Origin of the sequence: Amycolatopsis albidoflavus, assembly GCF_039525725.1 — a bacterium.
GTDB lineage: Bacteria > Actinomycetota > Actinomycetes > Mycobacteriales > Pseudonocardiaceae > Amycolatopsis > Amycolatopsis albidoflava.
The window spans coordinates 1-15,770 of record NZ_BAAAHV010000032.1 but is presented as its reverse complement, the minus strand read 5'-3'; the positions used below and the strand labels follow the sequence as shown (position 1 = coordinate 15,770).

The window sequence follows — 15,770 nt, the reverse complement described above, 5'->3', positions numbered from 1 at the left end:
CCAGGGGTAACGGAGGTTGGGCCGGATGACACCGGAGATCGACGAGGCGGTCGTGCGGCTGCCTGGCATGCGGGTGGCTTACGACAGCGCGCCGTTTGACGAGTCGGCGCTCGCGGCCACGTGGCATGACCAGCTGGAAAGCTGGCTGAGCCAAGCGGTTTCCGAGGCGCTCGCGGAGCCCAACGCGATGGTGCTCGCGACCGCCGACGCCGAGGGCAGGCCCTCTTCGCGCACGGTTCTGTGCAAGGGCTTCGACGAACGCGGCGTGGTTTTCTACACGAACTACACGTCGACGAAGAGCCACGACCTCACGGCCACGCGCTACGCGTCGGCCACCTTCCCCTGGTACCCGCTGCACCGCCAGGTGACGGTCCGCGGCGAGGTCGAGAAGGTCAGCGCGGACGAGACGGCCGCCTACTGGGCCCAGCGCCCGCGCGGTTCGCAGCTGGGAGCGTGGGCGTCGCCGCAGTCGCGAGTGGTCGACGGCCGGCGCGCGCTGGACAACGCCCTGCGCAACATCGAACGCCGCTTCGCCGACGTCGAGCACATCCCGGCCCCGCCGCACTGGGGAGGCTGGCGCATCCGCCCGGACTTCGTCGAGTTCTGGCAGGGCCGCGAGGACCGCCTCCACGACCGCCTCCGCTTCCACCGCACCCACGACGGCTGGCACGTGGAGCGGCTGGCTCCCTGATCTTCGGATGGTTTCGGAAGCCGCCCCTGGGCTTTGGCCTGGGGGCGGCGTTTCGTTTCGCGGACCTCGCCATCGCGCGCCAGGCCCGCCGCGGCCCGTGCGAACGTCCGTGAGGGGAACCCTGAGGGAATCAGAGTCCCTCAGGGTTCCCCTCACGGACATCAGCGGGACCGCGTGGCCCGGACGTCGGCAATCCGGTCCTGACCAGCCTGCGGGGAAAATCACCTGCACCAGCTTCGTTAGCGCAACTAAGCTGATAGCTCGTGACCGCAGAACCGGGGATACGCCCGCCCCGTAACGGGGCCCGCAAGCTCCTCGGCCGGATCGTCGTCGACACTCGTCCGCTCAAGATTCCGGCTTTCCGGCGGCTGTGGATGTCCACCGCGGTCACCGCGGTCGGTTCGCAGCTCACCGCGGTCGCGGTGCCGAAGCAGGTTTTCGATATCACCGGATCGTCCGGTTACGTCGGGCTGACCGGCGCGGTCGCGCTCGTGCCGTTGCTCGTGTTCGGGCTCTGGGGCGGGGCGATCGCCGACGCCGTCGACCGGCGGAAGCTGCTGCTCGTCACCAACGTCGGCGTCGCGGTCACCTCCGCGCTGCTCTGGCTCCAGGCGTTCACCGGGATGCATTCGGTGTGGCTCGTGCTCGGGCTGCTCGCCGCGAACCAGGCGTTCTTCGCGATCAACATGCCCACTCGCGGCGCGGTCGTCGCGCGGCTGGTGCCCGCCTCGCTGCTGCCGTCGGCGAACGCGCTCAACACCACGATGGCCACGTTCGGCGCGGTGTTCGGACCGCTGTTCGGCGGGGCGCTGATCCCGGTGATCGGACTGTCCACTTTGTACCTGGTGGACGTCTGCGCCTTGGCGATCACGCTGATCGCGGTGTGGCGGCTGCCCTCGATCCCGCCGCTCGGCGAGGGGTCGCGCAAGGCGGGGATCGGTTCGGTCATCGACGGATTCCGTTATCTGGCCAAGCAAAAAGTGCTGCTGGCGTCGTTCGTCGTGGACATTATCGCGATGGTCGCCGGCATGCCGCGCGCGTTGATCCCGGAGATGGCCGAGCGGACGTTCGGCGACCCGCCCGGCGGCGGTCCGGCGCTCGGCCTGCTCTACGCCGCGCTGCCCGCGGGCGCGATGCTGATCGGGTTGTTCTCCGGCTGGCTGCACCGGGTGCAGCGGCAGGGGGCCGCGGTCGTCATCGCGATCTGCTGCTGGGGCGCGGCGATGGCGGCGTTCGGGCTCGCGCATTCGCTGTGGCTGGCGCTGGTGTTCATCGCGCTCGGCGGCGCGGCGGACATGGTCAGCTCGGTGTACCGGCAGGCGATCCTGCAGACCGCCACCACCGACGAGATGCGCGGGCGGCTCCAGGGCGTGTTCACCGTGGTCGTCGCGGGCGGGCCGCGGATCGCCGACCTCACGCACGGCTGGTCCGCGGCGGCATGGGGGACCAAGGTCTCGGCGACGGGCGGCGGGCTGCTGGTGATCGTGTTGACGGTGGCCTCGCTGGCGGTGCTGCCCGGGTTCTGGCGGTATCGGGCTCCGGTTGAAGAGGGCCACTGACAGGGGCATTACTCCAAACGGAATAGCATGCCCGATATGCGTGCATACCCGATCGCTTTGTTGATCTCCGCCGCCGCTGTTCTCACTGCCTGCTCCTCCGGTGAGCAGAAGGCAGCCGCGCCGCCGCCCGCAACCAAGGCCCCGTCGTCTCAGCCCTCCTCGTCCGCGCCCGCCGGCAAGGCGTCGGACACCTGCGCTCTGCTGCCGTCCGACGACGTCAGCAAGGCGATCAAGATCCCCGGCATCACGTCGAAGGCCGGCCCCGCCCACGACAACCCGAGCAACGGCGGCAAGGCCACGAGCTGCGAATACCTCGTCGAAGGCAAGACCGCCGGCGCGCTCGCGGTGACCCGTTACGAGGGCCGCAAGGCCAAGGCCGCCGACATGATCGCCGCGATCAAGAAGGCCAAGCCGGGCGCGGTCGACGTGCCGGGCTTCCCGGACGGCGCGGTTTTCTACACCGACGAGCAGAAGACCGCCACGCTCGCCGCGGCCAAGCTGTCCAACGGGGTTCCGGTGCTGGTCAACTACACCGGACCGGTCAAGATGACCAAGGAAATGATGACCCCGCTCGTGCACACGGCGGTCGCCAAGGCCTGATCGGCCGGCTTTCCGTCCGAGTCCGATTGCTGTACGGCCTCTCGAACGAACGCAAGCGGACGCTCAGTGGTGCGTCATCGCGGCCTGGAGCCACCAAGCGCTGAACCCGGCGATCTTCGCGTCGACCACCAGCGGGCGGTCCAGACCGGCGGCGACCCGGGTCGCTACTTCTTCGAGGTCCTCTTTGGCGCGGACGGTGACCGCATCGCAGCCGTAGCCGCGGGCGATCGCGGCGATGTCCGTGTCCGGGAACGTGACCGTGTCGGCTGGGTGTCCGCCGGGCTCGAAGAAGTACACCTCGGCGCCGTAGGCGTGGTCGTTGTAAACGACGATCAGCATCGGCAGCTTCAGGCGTACGACGGTTTCGAGTTCGGCGATGCTCATCAGAAAACCGCCGTCGCCGCAGGCCGCGACCGGGAAGCGGTCCGGCTGGGCGAGCGCCGCGCCGATCGCGGTGGCCAGTCCGAGACCGATCGACTGGAACGCCTGGGTGAAGCAGAATCCGTTCTCGTCCGGGACGTCGAGGTACATCGTCGGGTAGCCCATGAAGTTTCCCGAATCGACGCCGACGACGCGGTTGGCTGGGATGAGTTCGTCCAGCGCGGCGGACAGGGTGCGCGGGTCGATCACGTCGGCGGTCCCGGCATCGTCGTGTTCGTTGTCGCGCCAGCGGATTTCCCGGCCGATGCGGGCTTTCAGCTCATCAGTGCGGTATCCATTGTGGACATCGAGCTGTTCGGCGACCGCCAGCGCGGTACCGGCGACGTCACCGACGATGCCGAGGGTGACCGGCCGGTTCCGTCCCAGCGCAGCGGATTCCAGGTCGACCTGTACGAGCGTGGTTTCCGGCGAAAGCAGGCGTCCGTGCGCAGTGGTCCAATCGTTGAGTGCGGAACCCCAGCCGACGACGACATCCGCACCCTGGATGAGTTCGGCCGTCAGCGGCGAAGAAAACCCTCCGGACACTCCGATCGCCCACGGCTCGCCGGTGAACAGTCCTTTCGCGACGGCACCCTCGGCGAGCAGCGCGCCGCAGCGGTCGGCCAGTGCGACCAGTTCTGTCCGAGCGGCCCGGGACCCACGTCCACAAAGGAATACCGGCCGTTCGGCCTTCCGCAGAATCGCAGCGAGCGCCTTCACCTCCGCCTCAGCAGCGCGCGGCTGGGGCAATGGCGAAATGGGGGTCAGGCCATCGAGAAGACTCTCCTCGAACGGCTCCGCCTGCACCTCCAGCGGGAGTCGCAAAAGGACAGTCCGCCGGTCGCGCCGCGCTTGAGTGAACGCCCGCGCTGCGTCCGCCAGCGCGGTTTGAGCGGACCGCACCAGGATGCTGCTCGCTCCGACGGACCGGGCGAGCGCGTCCTGGTCGATGTGAAAGTTCGACAGCGGATCCGTCGCCTCACCGGTGACGATGACCAGCGGTGTCCGGCTTTTCGCCGCCTCCCCGATCCCGGTGGTCGCGTTGCCGAGCCCGCAGCCCTGATGCACCGACACCGCCGCGACCTCGCCGCTGCACCGGGCGTAGGCGTCGGCCATCGTGGTTGCGCCGCCCTCGTGCCGGGCCGCGACGAACTCGGCCCCGCCTTGAATCAAACCGTTGGTGAAGTGGAAATTCCCGCTCCCGACAACGCCGAACGCCTTGCGGACGCCGAACCGGGCCAACGCGATCCCGACGGCTTGTGCGACGTTCACGCCGGCACCACCGCGAGCACCCGCGCCGGGCTGCCGGTGCCGCCGACGATCGGCAGCGGGCAGACCACGACGAGCGCACCGGACGGCGGCAATGAGCCGAGATTCTGCAACGAGGTGATGCCGTACTTGTCCGCGGCGAGCAGATGGTGGTGCGCGGGCATCGGCGGGTCGAGCGCGAAGCCGTTTCCGGCATCGATGCCGACAGTTTCCACGCCGTAGCCAGCGATCGGCGTCTCCTCGGCAAGCCACTTCGCCGCCGCGGCCGAGATGCCGGGGGTGTGGCTGGCGCCGTCGGAGAAGTTGAGGAACGCGTCGCGGTCTTGCGCGTACTGGTCCCAGCCGGAGTGCACGAGCAGCCAGCCGCCCGGCCGCAAGGGACCGTGCTCGGCTTCCCAGGCCTGGATGTCGTCGATCTCCAGCAGGAAGTCCGGATTGTCGGCGACGCGTGCGGAGATGTCGAGGACGTGCGCGGGCCCGATCAGCCTGCCGACCGGCAGCTCCGAGACGTCCGCGCCGTCGCGGTTGGAGATCCAGTGCCGCGGCGCGTCGAGGTGGGTGCCGATGTGCTCGCCGGTGTGGATGTTGTTGTGCCGCCACAACGGTCCCGAATCGTCGAACTCGCTGACTGATTCGAGGCTGAAGTCGATCAGATTCGCGAACGGCTCGGGCAGCTGCAGGGTCGGAGTGGCGGCGCTGAGCTTGTTGGTGAGGTCGACGACCTGCAGCCGGCCCTCGGCCAGCTGGGTCAGGAGCTGGTCGACCGCGGTTTCGGCGGGGGTGCTCATCGGTGCGTCCTCTCGGTCGCGCGGCGCGCTATTGCGGATCCTTGACGGTCGTTGACAGCGCGGAAGGCCATATCTACAGTACCGGTTTCAGCAGCACTGACGGAATAGCTGCCGAAGATCAGTCAGGGTGAACAAGGAGCCTCGACCAGGGCTTCCGGAGCCGCAAGGCCGCCGGGACGGAGCATCGACGCACGGTGCTCGCGCCGTTACGGTGGCGAACGGACCGGTCTCGCCCGCCAGTCAAGGAACGGAGTGTCGTGACCGACCAGCCCAGCCCAGCCGCTTTCCGGGCGCATTTCCCCGCCTTCGCCGACTCGGTGCACCTCGCGAGCTGCAGCCAGGGCGCGCTCTCGGACGCGCTGGCCGCCGAGCTTTTCGAGTTCCAGCACACGATCCGCGAGCACGGGGCACCGTGGGACAAGTGGATGGTGAAGGTCGCCGAGGCGCGAGAACTGTTCGCTCGGCTGATCGGCGCGGACGCGGACGACATCGCCGTCGTGCCGTCGGCGTCCGAAGGGGCGTATCAGGTCGCGTCCACCCAGGCATGGTCACCACGAGCGGGAATCGTCACGACTGACCTGGAATTCCCGTCGCTGGGCCATGTTTGGCTCGCGCAGCAGGGACGCGGTGCGGACGTCCAGTTCGTCGCCCACCGCGACGGCCTGGTCGACACCGAAGATTACGCCGCGCTCATCAACGAGCAAACGCAGCTGGTATCCGTCCCGTTAGTCAGCTACGCCAACGGTTTGCGGTTCCCAGTGCGCGAAGTTGCCACGCTGGCCAGGAAAAACGGGGCCCGAAGTTTTGTCGACGCCTATCAGGGCCTCGGCGTCGAGCCGGTCGACGTCGCCGAACTCGGTTGCGACTATCTTGTCAGCGGAAGCTTGAAGTACCTGCTCGGCATCTCCGGGATCGCCTTCCTCTACGTACGGCCAGGCGTGCGCGACGAGGTGTCCCCGCCGCTGACCGGCTGGTTCGGCCGCACGAACCCGTTCGAATTCGACCCGCGGCACCTCGACTATCCCGAGCACGCCCGCCGGTTCGAGACCGGGACGCCGTCGATCCCGTCCGCGTACGGCGCGGTCGCCGGGATGAAGTTGCTGCACCAGTTGGACGCGCACCGGGTGCGTGACCACATTGGAGCGTTGACCGGGCAGCTGCAGCAGCGGCTGCTCGACGCTGGGGAACAGCTCCGGTCGCCGCTGGACGACGCGCGGCGCGGTCCGCTCGTCGCGCTGGCCGACCGGGATCCCGACGCGCTGGCGGCGTTCCTCGCCGGGCGGCGGATCGTGTGCAGTGCCCGCGGCGACGTGCTGCGGATGTCCTTGCACTACTACAACGTCGAGTCCGATCTCGACGCCGTCGTCGCGGCGATCGCCGAGTACCGGGCGAGCCAGTAGGGAGCAGACATGGCCGAGTCCCCGTCCCCGAACCGGCTGCAGCGGAGGCTGCGCGGCAGGCAGTTGACCATGATCGGAATCGGCGGGGCCATCGGCACCGGCCTTTTCCTCGGATCGAGCCTGGCGATCTCGCACGCGGGGCCGGGCGTCGTGCTCGCCTATGTCCTTTGTGGACTTGTCGCGCTGGCGATTTCCTGGGCACTGGCCGAAATGGTGGTGGTGCACCCGGCCGCGGGCGCGTTCGGCAGCATCGCGCAGAAGTATCTCGGCGCGGGCAGCGGGTTTGTGGTGCGCTGGGCGTATTGGGCGATGCAAGTGATCGCGATCGGCGGCGAGACGATCGCGGCCGGCGTGTACGTCCAGTTCTGGTGGCCGCAGATTCCGTTGTGGGTGCCGGTCGCGGTTTTCTCGCTGCTGGTGATCGTCGTCAACGGCGCGGCGGTGCACATTTTCGGCGAGTTCGAATACTGGTTCGCGATGATCAAGGTGTGCGCGATCCTGGTGTTCGTCGCGCTCGGCTTGATTCTCGTGTTCTTCGGCCTGCCGAAGGCGCCCGCGCCCGGTCTGACGAACCTCAGCGTGAGCGGCGGGTTCTTGCCGAACGGTGTGTCCGGGCTGTTGCTGGCCATGGTGTTCGTGCTGTTCAGCTACATCGGCACCGAGGTGGTTTCGGTGACCGCGGCCGAATCCGAGAACCCGACCCGCGACATCCCGCGCGCGGCCCGGGCGATGGTGGTGCGGCTTGCGATCTTCTACGTCGCCGCAATGCTCATCGTCGTCTTGGTGGTGCCATGGACAGTCACCGGCGAAGGCGGCTCAATCACGGCCAGCCCGTTCGTCCGCGTCTTCCAGGCCGCTGGAGTTCCGGCAGCGGCGACGATCATGAACTTCGTAGTCCTCACCGCTGCGTTGTCGAGCGCGAACACCAATCTCTACCTCACCACGCGCATGCTGCATTCCCTTGCCGAGCACCGATTCGCCCCGTCCTGGGCGGGACGGCTGACCAGGTCCGGGGTGCCGCGCAACGCGCTCGTGCTGTCCACCGCGGGCCTCGTGATCGCGACCATCCTGTCCAAGAATTCCGATTCCAACGCGTATCTGGTGTTGTTCGGCATTTCGATCTTCGCCGCGCTCGTGGTGTGGATGATCATTCTGGTGACGCATTTGGCGTTTCGGATCCGCCGCCGACGGGCCGGGCTTCCGCCGTCGCCAGTGCGGCTGTGGGGCGCACCGGTGGTGAACGTCGTGGTTATCGCTTTCCTGGCCACCGTACTGATTTCGACGTTCTGGATCGAGGGTCTCGACCCGGCGTGGAAGTTCGGGATTCCGTTCTTCGTCCTGCTGGTGGTGGCTTACCTGGTGCTGCGGGCGACTGGGCGCACGAAGGAGGCCGCGGAGGCGGAATTGGAAGACTCTACGTTGGTCGAGGTGCGCGAAAAGGCGTGATCACGGGGTCAGGTGGGCGGCGAGTTCGGCTGCCGCCTCCTGTACCTGCCCGGCGAAATCGGTGTCCGCAGGCTGATCGGACCATCGCTCGAACGCGGTTTGAAAGACCGCGGTGCCAACCTGCGCGAGCATCTTCGCGCTCGATTCGGTGGCACCCCGTTCCTGTAAAGCTTCGACGACTGCTTCGGTGACAGCCGCCAGTTTCGTCCGCTCGCGTTCCTGCAGCTCCGGGCTGGACGCGATGATCGCGCGGCGTTGTGCGGCTTGCGAAACCAGACCGGCGAACAAATCGCCAGCGTCGACCAAGGCGGCCAGCAGCGCTTGAAACGGCGGCAGCGAGGGGTCGGCGCGCCGGACGGCGTCGGCCATCGCGTCCGAGAGCTGCTCCGACCCGGCGAACAGCACGTCGCGTTTGTCCGCGAAGTAGCGCGAGAACGTGCGCCGGGTCAGCCCGGCGCGCTCGGTGATCTGCGTGACCGTGGCGTTCTCGTAGCCGTGTTCGGCGAACAGCTCCAGCGCCGCCGCGCGGAGCCGCTCCCTGGCTTCCGGATCCCAGCGCGGCATGAAGCGATCTTAGCAGTGATGACGCAGTGGGTCATCACTGCTACTGTTGATGTCTCACTGAGTCATCAACCAGGAGGAGATCCATCATGTCTTTGGCTGACCAGCGGGTTGTCGTCATCGGCGGCAGCTCGGGCATGGGATTGGCGACCGCACGCGCCGCAGCGGAGGCGGGCGCGTCCGTCACGATCGCGGCGAGCGGCAAGGCGCGGCTGGACACGGCGCTCGCCGAATTGCCGGACACCTGCGAAGGATTCGTCACCGACGTACGCGACGACGAGAACGTCGCGGCCCTGTTCGAGCACGTCGGCACGCTCGACCACCTCGTGTACACCGCAGGCGACGCGCCACATCAGCAGCCGCTCGCCGACCTGTCCCTCGATGACGCGCAGAGCGGGTTCTATGTCCGTTACTGGGGCGTCGTGAGTGCGGTGAAGCACGCCGCGCCGCGGATCCGGACGGGCGGTTCGATCGTGCTGACGTCCGGGATCGTCGGCGTGCGCCCGATGCCCGGCGCGGCGCTCGCGGCCGGTTCCGTGGGCGCGATCGAGGGGTTGGCGCGCGGGCTGGCCGTCGACCTGGCCCCGGTGCGGGTCAACACCGTCCGCCCGGGGCCGGTCCACACGCCGATGTGGGACGCGCTCCCGCAACCACAGCTGGACGCGATGGTCGCCGCGTTCACCGAACGGACGCTGACCAAATCGGTCGGTGAGGCGGACCAGGTAGCGGCGACCAATGTGTACCTGATGGAGAACAGTTTCGTCACCGGTTCGGTGATCACCGTGGACGGAGGGTTCGTGCTTACTGGAAGCTGACCTGCTCGCCGGGCTTGAGCAGGTGCAGGCGGTCCTCCAGGCCAGCTTCGGCGAAAGCCGGGCGGAGCGTGTCCGGGCCCTGCGTGAAATGCGCCCAATGCTCGAAGTGCAGCGGGACGACCTGACGCGCGTTCAGGATCCGGGCCGCCTCGGCCGCGCCGTCGCTGGGCAGGGTGAGGTACGCGTCGCCGACCAGCGGTGTCTGGGCTCCGCCCGCGAACAGGACGGCGATGTCGATCCGGTCGAAGCGCTCGGCGATCTGCCGCACGACGTCGAGAGAAGCGTTGTCGCCGCTGACGTAAACGGTCGGCTGGCCTTCGCTTTCGAGCACGAAACCGGTGACTTCGCCGACGAGATGCTCACTGCCGTCCGGCCCGTGCTGTGCGGGAACTGCGGTGACGCGGACGCCGCCGAGGTCGTGCGACTCCCAGTTGGCCAGGACTCGAACGGGGTCGCCGATCCGTTCCCTCGCCGAGGCGGTGGACAGGACGAGCGGGGCGGCGAGGGCGTACTTTCGCCCCGCTACGTCCAGGTTGTCGGGGTGCTGGTCGTGGGAGAGCAGCACCGCGTCCACCTGGCCGACCTCTGCTGCGGTGACCGCAGGACCAGCGGTTTTCGCGAGCTTGCGGGCGCCGATCGGGTAGTCGCCGGCGGCGTCGAAGGTCGGGTCGGTGAGCAGGCGGGTCTCGCCGTACTCGATGAGGGCGGTCGGGCCGCCGACGTACTGGATGCGCGTCATGCGGGTACTCAACTCGTGAAGGGTCGCGCGGTATTCCGGCGCAGCGCCTGGAATTCGACCTGGCTGTGCGCGCTGAACACCGAGACCTCGTCCTGCTTTTCGCGGGCGAGGGTCTGCAACCGGGCGAGGTTGGCGCGGCGGGCGGATCCGTCCATCTGGTTGATCGCCTCGAACGCGCGCATGCCCGGCGGGCAGTGCGGGCGCACCGGGGCGACTTCGCCGTGGAAGAAGTACGCGTCGCCGGCGTGCAGGAGCCAGCCGTCGCCGGTGTCGACCGCGACGCCGGAGTGGCCGTGCGTGTGGCCGGGCAGCGGGACGAGGAGGATCTCCGGCGGCAGACCTCGCAGCGGCTGCACCGCGTCGAAGCCGAACCACTTTTCGCCGGCTTCGTCGTAGGTGCTCCACAGTGGACTGTGCGCGAATTGCTCGGCGCGGTACCGCGTTTTCTCCGGGAAACTCTTCGGGTTGTCCGCGGCGCGGCGTTCGGTGGTGCGGACATGCACTGTGGCGTCAGGGAAATCGGCGAGACCGCCGGCGTGGTCGACGTCGAGGTGAGTCATCACGATGTGCCGGACGTCGGCGGGATCGTGGCCCAATGCCCTGATCTGCGCCACGGCGGTTTCTTCCATGATCGGTTTCGCGCCGACCATCGCCATGAACGGACCGCCGAGCCAGCGCCGCGATTCGGTGACGCCACGGGTGCCGAAGCCGGTGTCGACCAGCACGAGCGAGTCGTCGGTCTCGACCAGCAGGCAGTGCGCCACGATCGTGCTGCGCCGCAGCATCCCGGGACGGCCGTCGAGCGCTTTGCCGCCGAGCGGGCGCATCGTGCCGCAGTTGAGGTGGTGCACCTTCATACCGTGCTCCTCTCGCTGAGCCGGACGAAATCGGTCAGGTCGTGCGAGGCGAACACGGTCACCTCGTCGGTGTGGTCCCGGCGCAGCTCGCGCAACCGGCGCTGGTTCTCGCGCCGCGGCCCGGGCAGCGTCTGGACCCGCCGTTCGAACATAGCCAATCCGGGCGGGCAATAGGAATCGGTGTCGATCTCCTGGTGGAAGAAATACGCGTCACCGGCGTTGAGCACCCAGCCGGACCCGGTGTCGACGGCTACCCCGGCGTGCCCGACGGTGTGCCCGGCAAGCGGCACGAGCGCGACTCCCTCGACCCCGTCCAGTTCGCGGACCGCGTCGAGGCCGAACCAGCTGTCGCCCGCGTCCGAATAGGACTTCCACTGTGGACCGTGCCGGAACTGGACGTCGCGGTAGCGCGGGTTTCCGGTGCGGTAGGCGTCGAGTTCCTTGCCGTAGACGTGCACGCGGGCCTGCGGGAAGTCGACGAGCCCGCCGGCGTGGTCGAGGTCGAGGTGGGTGAGGACGATGTCGCGGACATCGGCCGGGTCGAAGCCCAGCGCGCGGATGCGGCTCAGCGCGGTTTCGTTTTCGTCCGTCATCGGGTTCGACGTGCGCAGGAAGCGCGAGCCGAGCCAGCGCGCGGCATCGGTGACGGTGGGCGAACCCATTCCGGTCTCGATGAGCGTCAGCCCGGTGCCGGTTTCGACCAGCATGCAATGGCACACAAGGGTGGCGCGGCGCAGCAGCCCGGGCTTTCCGTCGACCAGCCGGCCGCCGATCGGACGCATGGTGCCGCAGTTGAAGTGATGTACACGCATTAGGCGAACTCCCGTTCGACAGTGGTGTGCAGATGGGCGGCGACAGCTTGCAGCGGCGCGGTGTCCCGCCGGGTGCGTGCGAGCAGCAACGCGCCTTCGATCGCGGAAAGCACGATGGTCGCCAGCGAAGCAGCGCGTTTTTCGGGAAGACCGCGCTCGGTGAAGTAGGCGGAAATGCCGCGCAGCCAGCCTTCGTAACCCTGGTCGCACGCGGCGCGGATTGGCTCGCTGTCGGCGGCTTCCAACGCGACAGTCGCGATTGGACAGCCGCAGCGGAAGTCCGATTCGGACAGTGAAGCGGCCAGGGCGGCCACGATGAGGTCGATGGCAGTGGCCGGATCCGGTGCGGCAGCGGTGATTTCGCGGAACTGCCCGGCCAGCCGCTCCCCGGAAAGCTGTACCGCCTCAGCCGCCAGCTGTTCCTTGCCGCCGGGGAAATGGAAGTACAGCGAACCCTTCGGGGCACGGCTTTCGGACACGAGCTGCGTCATCCCGGTGGCGTGATAGCCCTGGGTGCGAAACAGCTCAGCCGCCGATTCGAGCATCCGGCGGCGCGTGTCGGTGCGGTTGACCATGCGTCCACCGTAGCTCAAACTATGACGACCGGTCTAGTTAGTTTCGAGCTCGGTGAGTTTCGAGCGCTGCCCGCCCGGCGCGGCCGATCGGTAACCTCAGCGCCATGGCGAACCCCACCGGAGAGCAGTTCGAGATCACCCGCGGCAACGCGCGCGCCGTCATCACCGAGATCGGTGCCGGGCTGCGCGCGTTCGAGATCAGCGGAGTGCCGTACGTCGAGACGTTCGCCGAGGACGAGAAGCCGCCGAAGGGGCTCGGCCAGGTGCTGCTGCCGTGGCCGAACCGGACCAAGGGCGGCAAGTGGGAGTTCGAAGGAGAAGAGCAGCAGCTGGAGATCACCGAGGAGGCGCGCGGCAACGCCATCCACGGCCTGACCCGGCACCTGGAGTGGGAGCTGCTGGAACACGCGGAAACGTCCATCACGCTCGCCATCGACGTCGAGGTGCAGCCCGGCTGGCCGGTCCCGCTGCGCGCGACGATCACCTACGACCTGCAGCCGCGCGAGCTCGTCATCACGCACGAGATCCGCAACGAGGGGGAGAAGCCGATCGGTGTCGGCGTCGGGACGCACCCGTACTTCCGGATCGGCGACGCGCCCACCGACGAGCTGACCCTCACGCTGCCCGCCACGCGCGTCCGGCCGTACGAGGGCGATCAGCAGATGCCGTACGCGGACGAGCAGGACGTCGAGGGCACCGAATACGACTTCCGCCAGGGGCGCGTGCTCGACGGCGTCGACCTGGACACCGCGTTCGGCGGGCTGGAACTGGCCGCGGACGGCACCCACCACCACGTGCTGTCCCACGGCGACCGCCAGCTGGTGGTCTGGACCGGTCCGGACTTCCGCTGGGTGCAGGTGTTCACGCCGGACGACCTGACCGGCCGCGGCCGCGCGGTGGCGATCGAGCCGATGACCTGCCCGGCGGACGCGCTCAACACCCGCACCGACCTCATCGAACTGGAGCCGGCGACGTCGTGGACGGGCAGCTGGGGGATCCGGGTCCCGTGAACCTTGAGCTGCTGACCGGCGCCGACGCGGGCGAGTTGCTGACCCTGCAGCAGGCCGCGTACATCACCGAGGCGCGGGCGCACCAGAACTTCGACCTGCCGCCGTTGATGGACACGCTCGACCACGTGCGCGCGGCCATCGCCGACCCGTCGATCACGGTCTGGGGTTTCCGCGACGGCGGCAGGCTGGTGGCGAGCGTGCGGATGCGAGTGGACGGTCCGGTCGGCGAGATCGGGCGGCTCGTGGTGGCACCGGATCGCCAAGGCGAGGGACTCGGTACCGCGCTGCTGGCGGCGGCCGAGGAGGCGACCCCGGCGGAGGTGACGGTGTTCCGGCTGTTCACCGGCGAGCGTTCGGCCGGGCCGCTCTATTTGTACCGAAAGCTCGGTTACCGCGAGACGCATCGCTCGCCGGAAGCGGACTATCAGTTGGTGCACCTGGAAAAACCCCGGATGCGCGAACCCGGGTGAGTTCGTTAGCGTGTCAAACTATGGCTTACAAGGCGATTGTCGGGGGCTATGTGGTCCCCGTCGGCGCCGCTCCGATCGAGGGCGGCACTGTGCTCATCGAAGACGGCCGGATCACCCAAGTCGGGGCTGAGGCCGACGTCGAGGTGCCGGAGGACGCGGAGCTGGTGGACGCGTCCGGCAGCTGGGTCCTGCCGGGATTCATCGACGCGCACGCGCACCTCGGCGTCCACGAGGACGGCGAGGGCTGGGCGGGCAACGACACCAACGAAATGACCGACCCGAACGGCGCGCGCTTCCGTGCGGTCGACGGGATCGACCCGTACGAACCGGGTTTCGACGACGCGCTGTCCGGCGGCGTCACGAGCGTGGTGATCAAGCCGGGGTCGGGCAACCCGATCGGCGGGCAGACCATCGGTGTCAAGACGTGGGGCCGGTCCATTCTGGACATGACGTTCGCCGAGCAGGTGAGCGTGAAGAGCGCGCTGGGCGAGAACCCGAAACGGGTGTACGGCGAGAAGAAGGTCACCCCGTCGACGAGGCTCGGCGTGGCCGCGATCCTGCGCGAGGCGTTCACGAAGGCGCGCAATTACCAGGCGAAGCGCGACCACACGCTGTCCGAGGGCAAGCCGTTCGAAACGGACCTCACCAACGAAACGCTGGTGAAGGTGCTGGACGGCGAGCTGTACTGGGACCAGCACGTGCACCGCGCCGACGACATGGTGACCGCGATCCGGCTCGCCGACGAGTTCGGCTACAAACTGGTGATCAACCACGGCACCGAAGGCCACCTGATCGCGGACCTGCTGGCCGAACGCGACGTCCCGGTGATCCTCGGCCCGCTGTTCACCACGAAGTCCAAGGTGGAACTGCGCAACCGAAGCCTGCGCTCGGCGGGAATCCTCGCGCGGGCCGGGGTGCGTATTTCCATCACCACTGACCACCCGGTCGTTCCCATCAACTTCCTGGTGTACCAAGCCGCGTTGGCGGTGAAGGACGGCCTGGACCCGGAGACCGCGCTGAAGGCACTGACGCTGCACCCGGCGCAGATGCTCGGCCTGGACGACCGGGTCGGCACCCTGACGCCCGGTTTGGACGCGGACGTGGTGCTGTGGTCGGGCGACCCGCTGGACGTGATGAACCGCGCGACGCGGGTGTTCGTGCGGGGCCAGGAGGTCTACCACTTCGACGAGACCACCGGCGAGGGCGTGTCGAAGGATCGGCGGTACCGGGAAACTCGCTGAACCCTTGATTGAGGCGGCCCGGGCGGCCGCCTCAATCGAGCAGCGCGGCGAGGTCGATTTCGGCGGGGAATGGCTCTGTGGTGCGGAATTTCCCTGTGACTGCCGGGGCATCCTGGTAACCGAGGTCTCCGGCTTGGTGGCAGGCGACGAGGGAGATGGGGTCGTCGAGGTCGAGGATCCAGTAGAACGGGATTCCGGCGTCGGCGTACTCGTCGTGCTTGGTGGCGTAGTCGGTGCGCTTAGAACCAGGCGAGACGATCTCGACGACGAGGAGGATCTCGTTGGCGCGGAGCATGTCCTCGTCGTGGTCAACGCGCGCTAGCGCGGCCTTCGTCGTGATCATCAGGTCGGGGCGACGAGAAAAGCCTGGTTCGCCGGGCGGAACCAGTTCGAGGTCGACATCTGTCTCGGCTACGGTTTTGTACCCGTCCGGCAGGTGGGGTCGCAGTTGATGCGCTAGTGTCCTGCGCCTGAAATTCGTCGGCAATATCGTGCAAGCGAGTCGATGATTTCTTCG

Annotated in this window: 17 protein-coding genes; 9 read left to right on the top strand and 8 right to left on the bottom strand. The window is 68.2% G+C overall.

Going from position 1 to position 15,770, the window contains the following annotated elements; genetic code table 11:
* Nucleotides 1–25 precede the first annotated feature (25 nt).
* The 3 genes from pdxH to ABD156_RS46230 all read left to right on the top strand — a co-directional run bounded on the left by pdxH (nucleotide 26) and on the right by ABD156_RS46230 (nucleotide 2,850).
* Entirely contained in the window at nucleotides 26–691 is a 666-nt protein-coding gene (gene pdxH, locus ABD156_RS46240; RefSeq protein ID WP_344288353.1) for a pyridoxamine 5'-phosphate oxidase, read from the top strand.
* Between the two features lie 263 nt (nucleotides 692–954).
* A complete protein-coding gene (locus ABD156_RS46235; protein ID WP_344288351.1) occupies nucleotides 955–2,250 on the top strand; it encodes an MFS transporter in 1,296 nt (431 codons plus the stop codon).
* Between the two features lie 36 nt (nucleotides 2,251–2,286).
* Nucleotides 2,287–2,850, top strand: a complete 564-nt coding sequence (locus tag ABD156_RS46230; protein WP_344288349.1) for a DUF3558 family protein — start codon at nucleotides 2,287–2,289, stop codon at nucleotides 2,848–2,850.
* Between the two features lie 63 nt (nucleotides 2,851–2,913).
* On the opposite strand, the gene ABD156_RS46225 is transcribed toward ABD156_RS46230, so the two are convergent.
* On the bottom strand, nucleotides 2,914–4,542 hold the full coding sequence (locus ABD156_RS46225) for a thiamine pyrophosphate-binding protein (protein WP_344288347.1): 1,629 nt from the start codon (nucleotides 4,540–4,542) through the stop codon (nucleotides 2,914–2,916).
* Nucleotides 4,539–5,327: a cyclase family protein gene (locus ABD156_RS46220; RefSeq protein WP_344288345.1), complete on the bottom strand. Its 789-nt coding sequence runs from the start codon at nucleotides 5,325–5,327 to the stop codon at nucleotides 4,539–4,541. Before ABD156_RS46220 ends, ABD156_RS46225 begins: the two co-directional genes overlap by 4 nt.
* A gap of 257 nt (nucleotides 5,328–5,584) precedes the next feature.
* Between ABD156_RS46220 and ABD156_RS46215 the strand changes: the two genes are divergently transcribed.
* Nucleotides 5,585–6,727 carry an aminotransferase class V-fold PLP-dependent enzyme gene (locus tag ABD156_RS46215; protein WP_344288343.1) on the top strand — a complete coding sequence of 381 codons (1,143 nt, stop codon included), beginning with the start codon at nucleotides 5,585–5,587 and terminating at the stop codon, nucleotides 6,725–6,727.
* A 9-nt stretch (nucleotides 6,728–6,736) separates the two neighbouring features.
* Nucleotides 6,737–8,173, top strand: coding sequence for an amino acid permease (locus ABD156_RS46210; protein ID WP_344288340.1), 1,437 nt, complete (start codon nucleotides 6,737–6,739; stop codon nucleotides 8,171–8,173).
* Here the strand turns inward: ABD156_RS46210 and ABD156_RS46205 are convergent, their stop codons facing one another.
* The gene (locus tag ABD156_RS46205) at nucleotides 8,174–8,737 is read right to left on the bottom strand and encodes a TetR family transcriptional regulator (RefSeq protein WP_344288338.1); all 564 of its coding nucleotides are present in this window, start codon (nucleotides 8,735–8,737) and stop codon (nucleotides 8,174–8,176) included.
* Nucleotides 8,738–8,823: 86 nt separating this feature from the next.
* Between ABD156_RS46205 and ABD156_RS46200 the strand changes: the two genes are divergently transcribed.
* A complete protein-coding gene (locus ABD156_RS46200; RefSeq protein WP_344288336.1) occupies nucleotides 8,824–9,549 on the top strand; it encodes an SDR family oxidoreductase in 726 nt (241 codons plus the stop codon).
* Here ABD156_RS46200 and ABD156_RS46195 read toward each other — a convergent pair.
* Genes ABD156_RS46195 through ABD156_RS46180 form a run of 4 tightly spaced genes read right to left on the bottom strand, consistent with a single transcriptional unit; the run spans nucleotide 9,536 to nucleotide 12,532 of the window.
* The gene (locus ABD156_RS46195; RefSeq protein ID WP_344288334.1) at nucleotides 9,536–10,288 is read right to left on the bottom strand and encodes an MBL fold metallo-hydrolase; all 753 of its coding nucleotides are present in this window, start codon (nucleotides 10,286–10,288) and stop codon (nucleotides 9,536–9,538) included. The two genes, ABD156_RS46200 and ABD156_RS46195, sit on opposite strands and share 14 nt — an antisense overlap.
* A gap of 8 nt (nucleotides 10,289–10,296) precedes the next feature.
* Nucleotides 10,297–11,145, bottom strand: coding sequence for an MBL fold metallo-hydrolase (locus ABD156_RS46190; RefSeq protein WP_344288332.1), 849 nt, complete (start codon nucleotides 11,143–11,145; stop codon nucleotides 10,297–10,299).
* On the bottom strand, nucleotides 11,142–11,957 hold the full coding sequence (locus tag ABD156_RS46185; RefSeq protein ID WP_344288330.1) for an MBL fold metallo-hydrolase: 816 nt from the start codon (nucleotides 11,955–11,957) through the stop codon (nucleotides 11,142–11,144). Before ABD156_RS46185 ends, ABD156_RS46190 begins: the two co-directional genes overlap by 4 nt.
* Complete coding sequence (locus ABD156_RS46180; RefSeq protein ID WP_344288328.1) at nucleotides 11,957–12,532, bottom strand: TetR/AcrR family transcriptional regulator; 576 nt, start codon at nucleotides 12,530–12,532, stop codon at nucleotides 11,957–11,959. The genes ABD156_RS46185 and ABD156_RS46180 overlap by 1 nt, the downstream gene beginning before the upstream one ends.
* Before the next feature lie 104 nt (nucleotides 12,533–12,636).
* On the opposite strand from ABD156_RS46180, the gene ABD156_RS46175 reads away from it, so the two are divergent.
* The 3 genes from ABD156_RS46175 to ABD156_RS46165 are packed head-to-tail and all read left to right on the top strand — an operon-like array spanning nucleotide 12,637 to nucleotide 15,253.
* Nucleotides 12,637–13,542 (top strand): aldose 1-epimerase family protein, encoded by a 906-nt coding sequence (locus ABD156_RS46175; RefSeq protein ID WP_344288326.1) that lies wholly within the window; start codon nucleotides 12,637–12,639, stop codon nucleotides 13,540–13,542.
* A complete protein-coding gene (locus tag ABD156_RS46170) occupies nucleotides 13,509–14,012 on the top strand; it encodes a GNAT family N-acetyltransferase (RefSeq protein WP_344288324.1) in 504 nt (167 codons plus the stop codon). Before ABD156_RS46175 ends, ABD156_RS46170 begins: the two co-directional genes overlap by 34 nt.
* A gap of 20 nt (nucleotides 14,013–14,032) precedes the next feature.
* On the top strand, nucleotides 14,033–15,253 hold the full coding sequence (locus ABD156_RS46165) for an amidohydrolase (protein WP_344288322.1): 1,221 nt from the start codon (nucleotides 14,033–14,035) through the stop codon (nucleotides 15,251–15,253).
* 31 nt (nucleotides 15,254–15,284) lie between these two features.
* Here the strand turns inward: ABD156_RS46165 and ABD156_RS46160 are convergent, their stop codons facing one another.
* Nucleotides 15,285–15,740 carry a Uma2 family endonuclease gene (locus tag ABD156_RS46160; protein WP_425546134.1) on the bottom strand — a complete coding sequence of 152 codons (456 nt, stop codon included), beginning with the start codon at nucleotides 15,738–15,740 and terminating at the stop codon, nucleotides 15,285–15,287.
* Between the last annotated feature and the right edge of the window lie 30 nt (nucleotides 15,741–15,770).

What these genes read in the sequence shown, in the direction of transcription:
- pdxH (WP_344288353.1), top strand. Translation starts at nt 26, where the DNA reads ATGACACCGGAGATCGACGAGGCGGTCGTGCGGCTGCCTGGCATGCGG.
- ABD156_RS46230 (WP_344288349.1), top strand. Translation starts at nt 2,287, where the DNA reads ATGCGTGCATACCCGATCGCTTTGTTGATCTCCGCCGCCGCTGTTCTC.
- ABD156_RS46220 (WP_344288345.1), bottom strand. Translation starts at nt 5,327, where the DNA reads ATGAGCACCCCCGCCGAAACCGCGGTCGACCAGCTCCTGACCCAGCTG.
- ABD156_RS46210 (WP_344288340.1), top strand. Translation starts at nt 6,737, where the DNA reads ATGGCCGAGTCCCCGTCCCCGAACCGGCTGCAGCGGAGGCTGCGCGGC.
- ABD156_RS46205 (WP_344288338.1), bottom strand. Translation starts at nt 8,737, where the DNA reads ATGCCGCGCTGGGATCCGGAAGCCAGGGAGCGGCTCCGCGCGGCGGCG.
- ABD156_RS46200 (WP_344288336.1), top strand. Translation starts at nt 8,824, where the DNA reads ATGTCTTTGGCTGACCAGCGGGTTGTCGTCATCGGCGGCAGCTCGGGC.
- ABD156_RS46195 (WP_344288334.1), bottom strand. Translation starts at nt 10,288, where the DNA reads ATGACGCGCATCCAGTACGTCGGCGGCCCGACCGCCCTCATCGAGTAC.
- ABD156_RS46190 (WP_344288332.1), bottom strand. Translation starts at nt 11,145, where the DNA reads ATGAAGGTGCACCACCTCAACTGCGGCACGATGCGCCCGCTCGGCGGC.
- ABD156_RS46185 (WP_344288330.1), bottom strand. Translation starts at nt 11,957, where the DNA reads ATGCGTGTACATCACTTCAACTGCGGCACCATGCGTCCGATCGGCGGC.
- ABD156_RS46180 (WP_344288328.1), bottom strand. Translation starts at nt 12,532, where the DNA reads ATGGTCAACCGCACCGACACGCGCCGCCGGATGCTCGAATCGGCGGCT.
- ABD156_RS46175 (WP_344288326.1), top strand. Translation starts at nt 12,637, where the DNA reads ATGGCGAACCCCACCGGAGAGCAGTTCGAGATCACCCGCGGCAACGCG.
- ABD156_RS46165 (WP_344288322.1), top strand. Translation starts at nt 14,033, where the DNA reads ATGGCTTACAAGGCGATTGTCGGGGGCTATGTGGTCCCCGTCGGCGCC.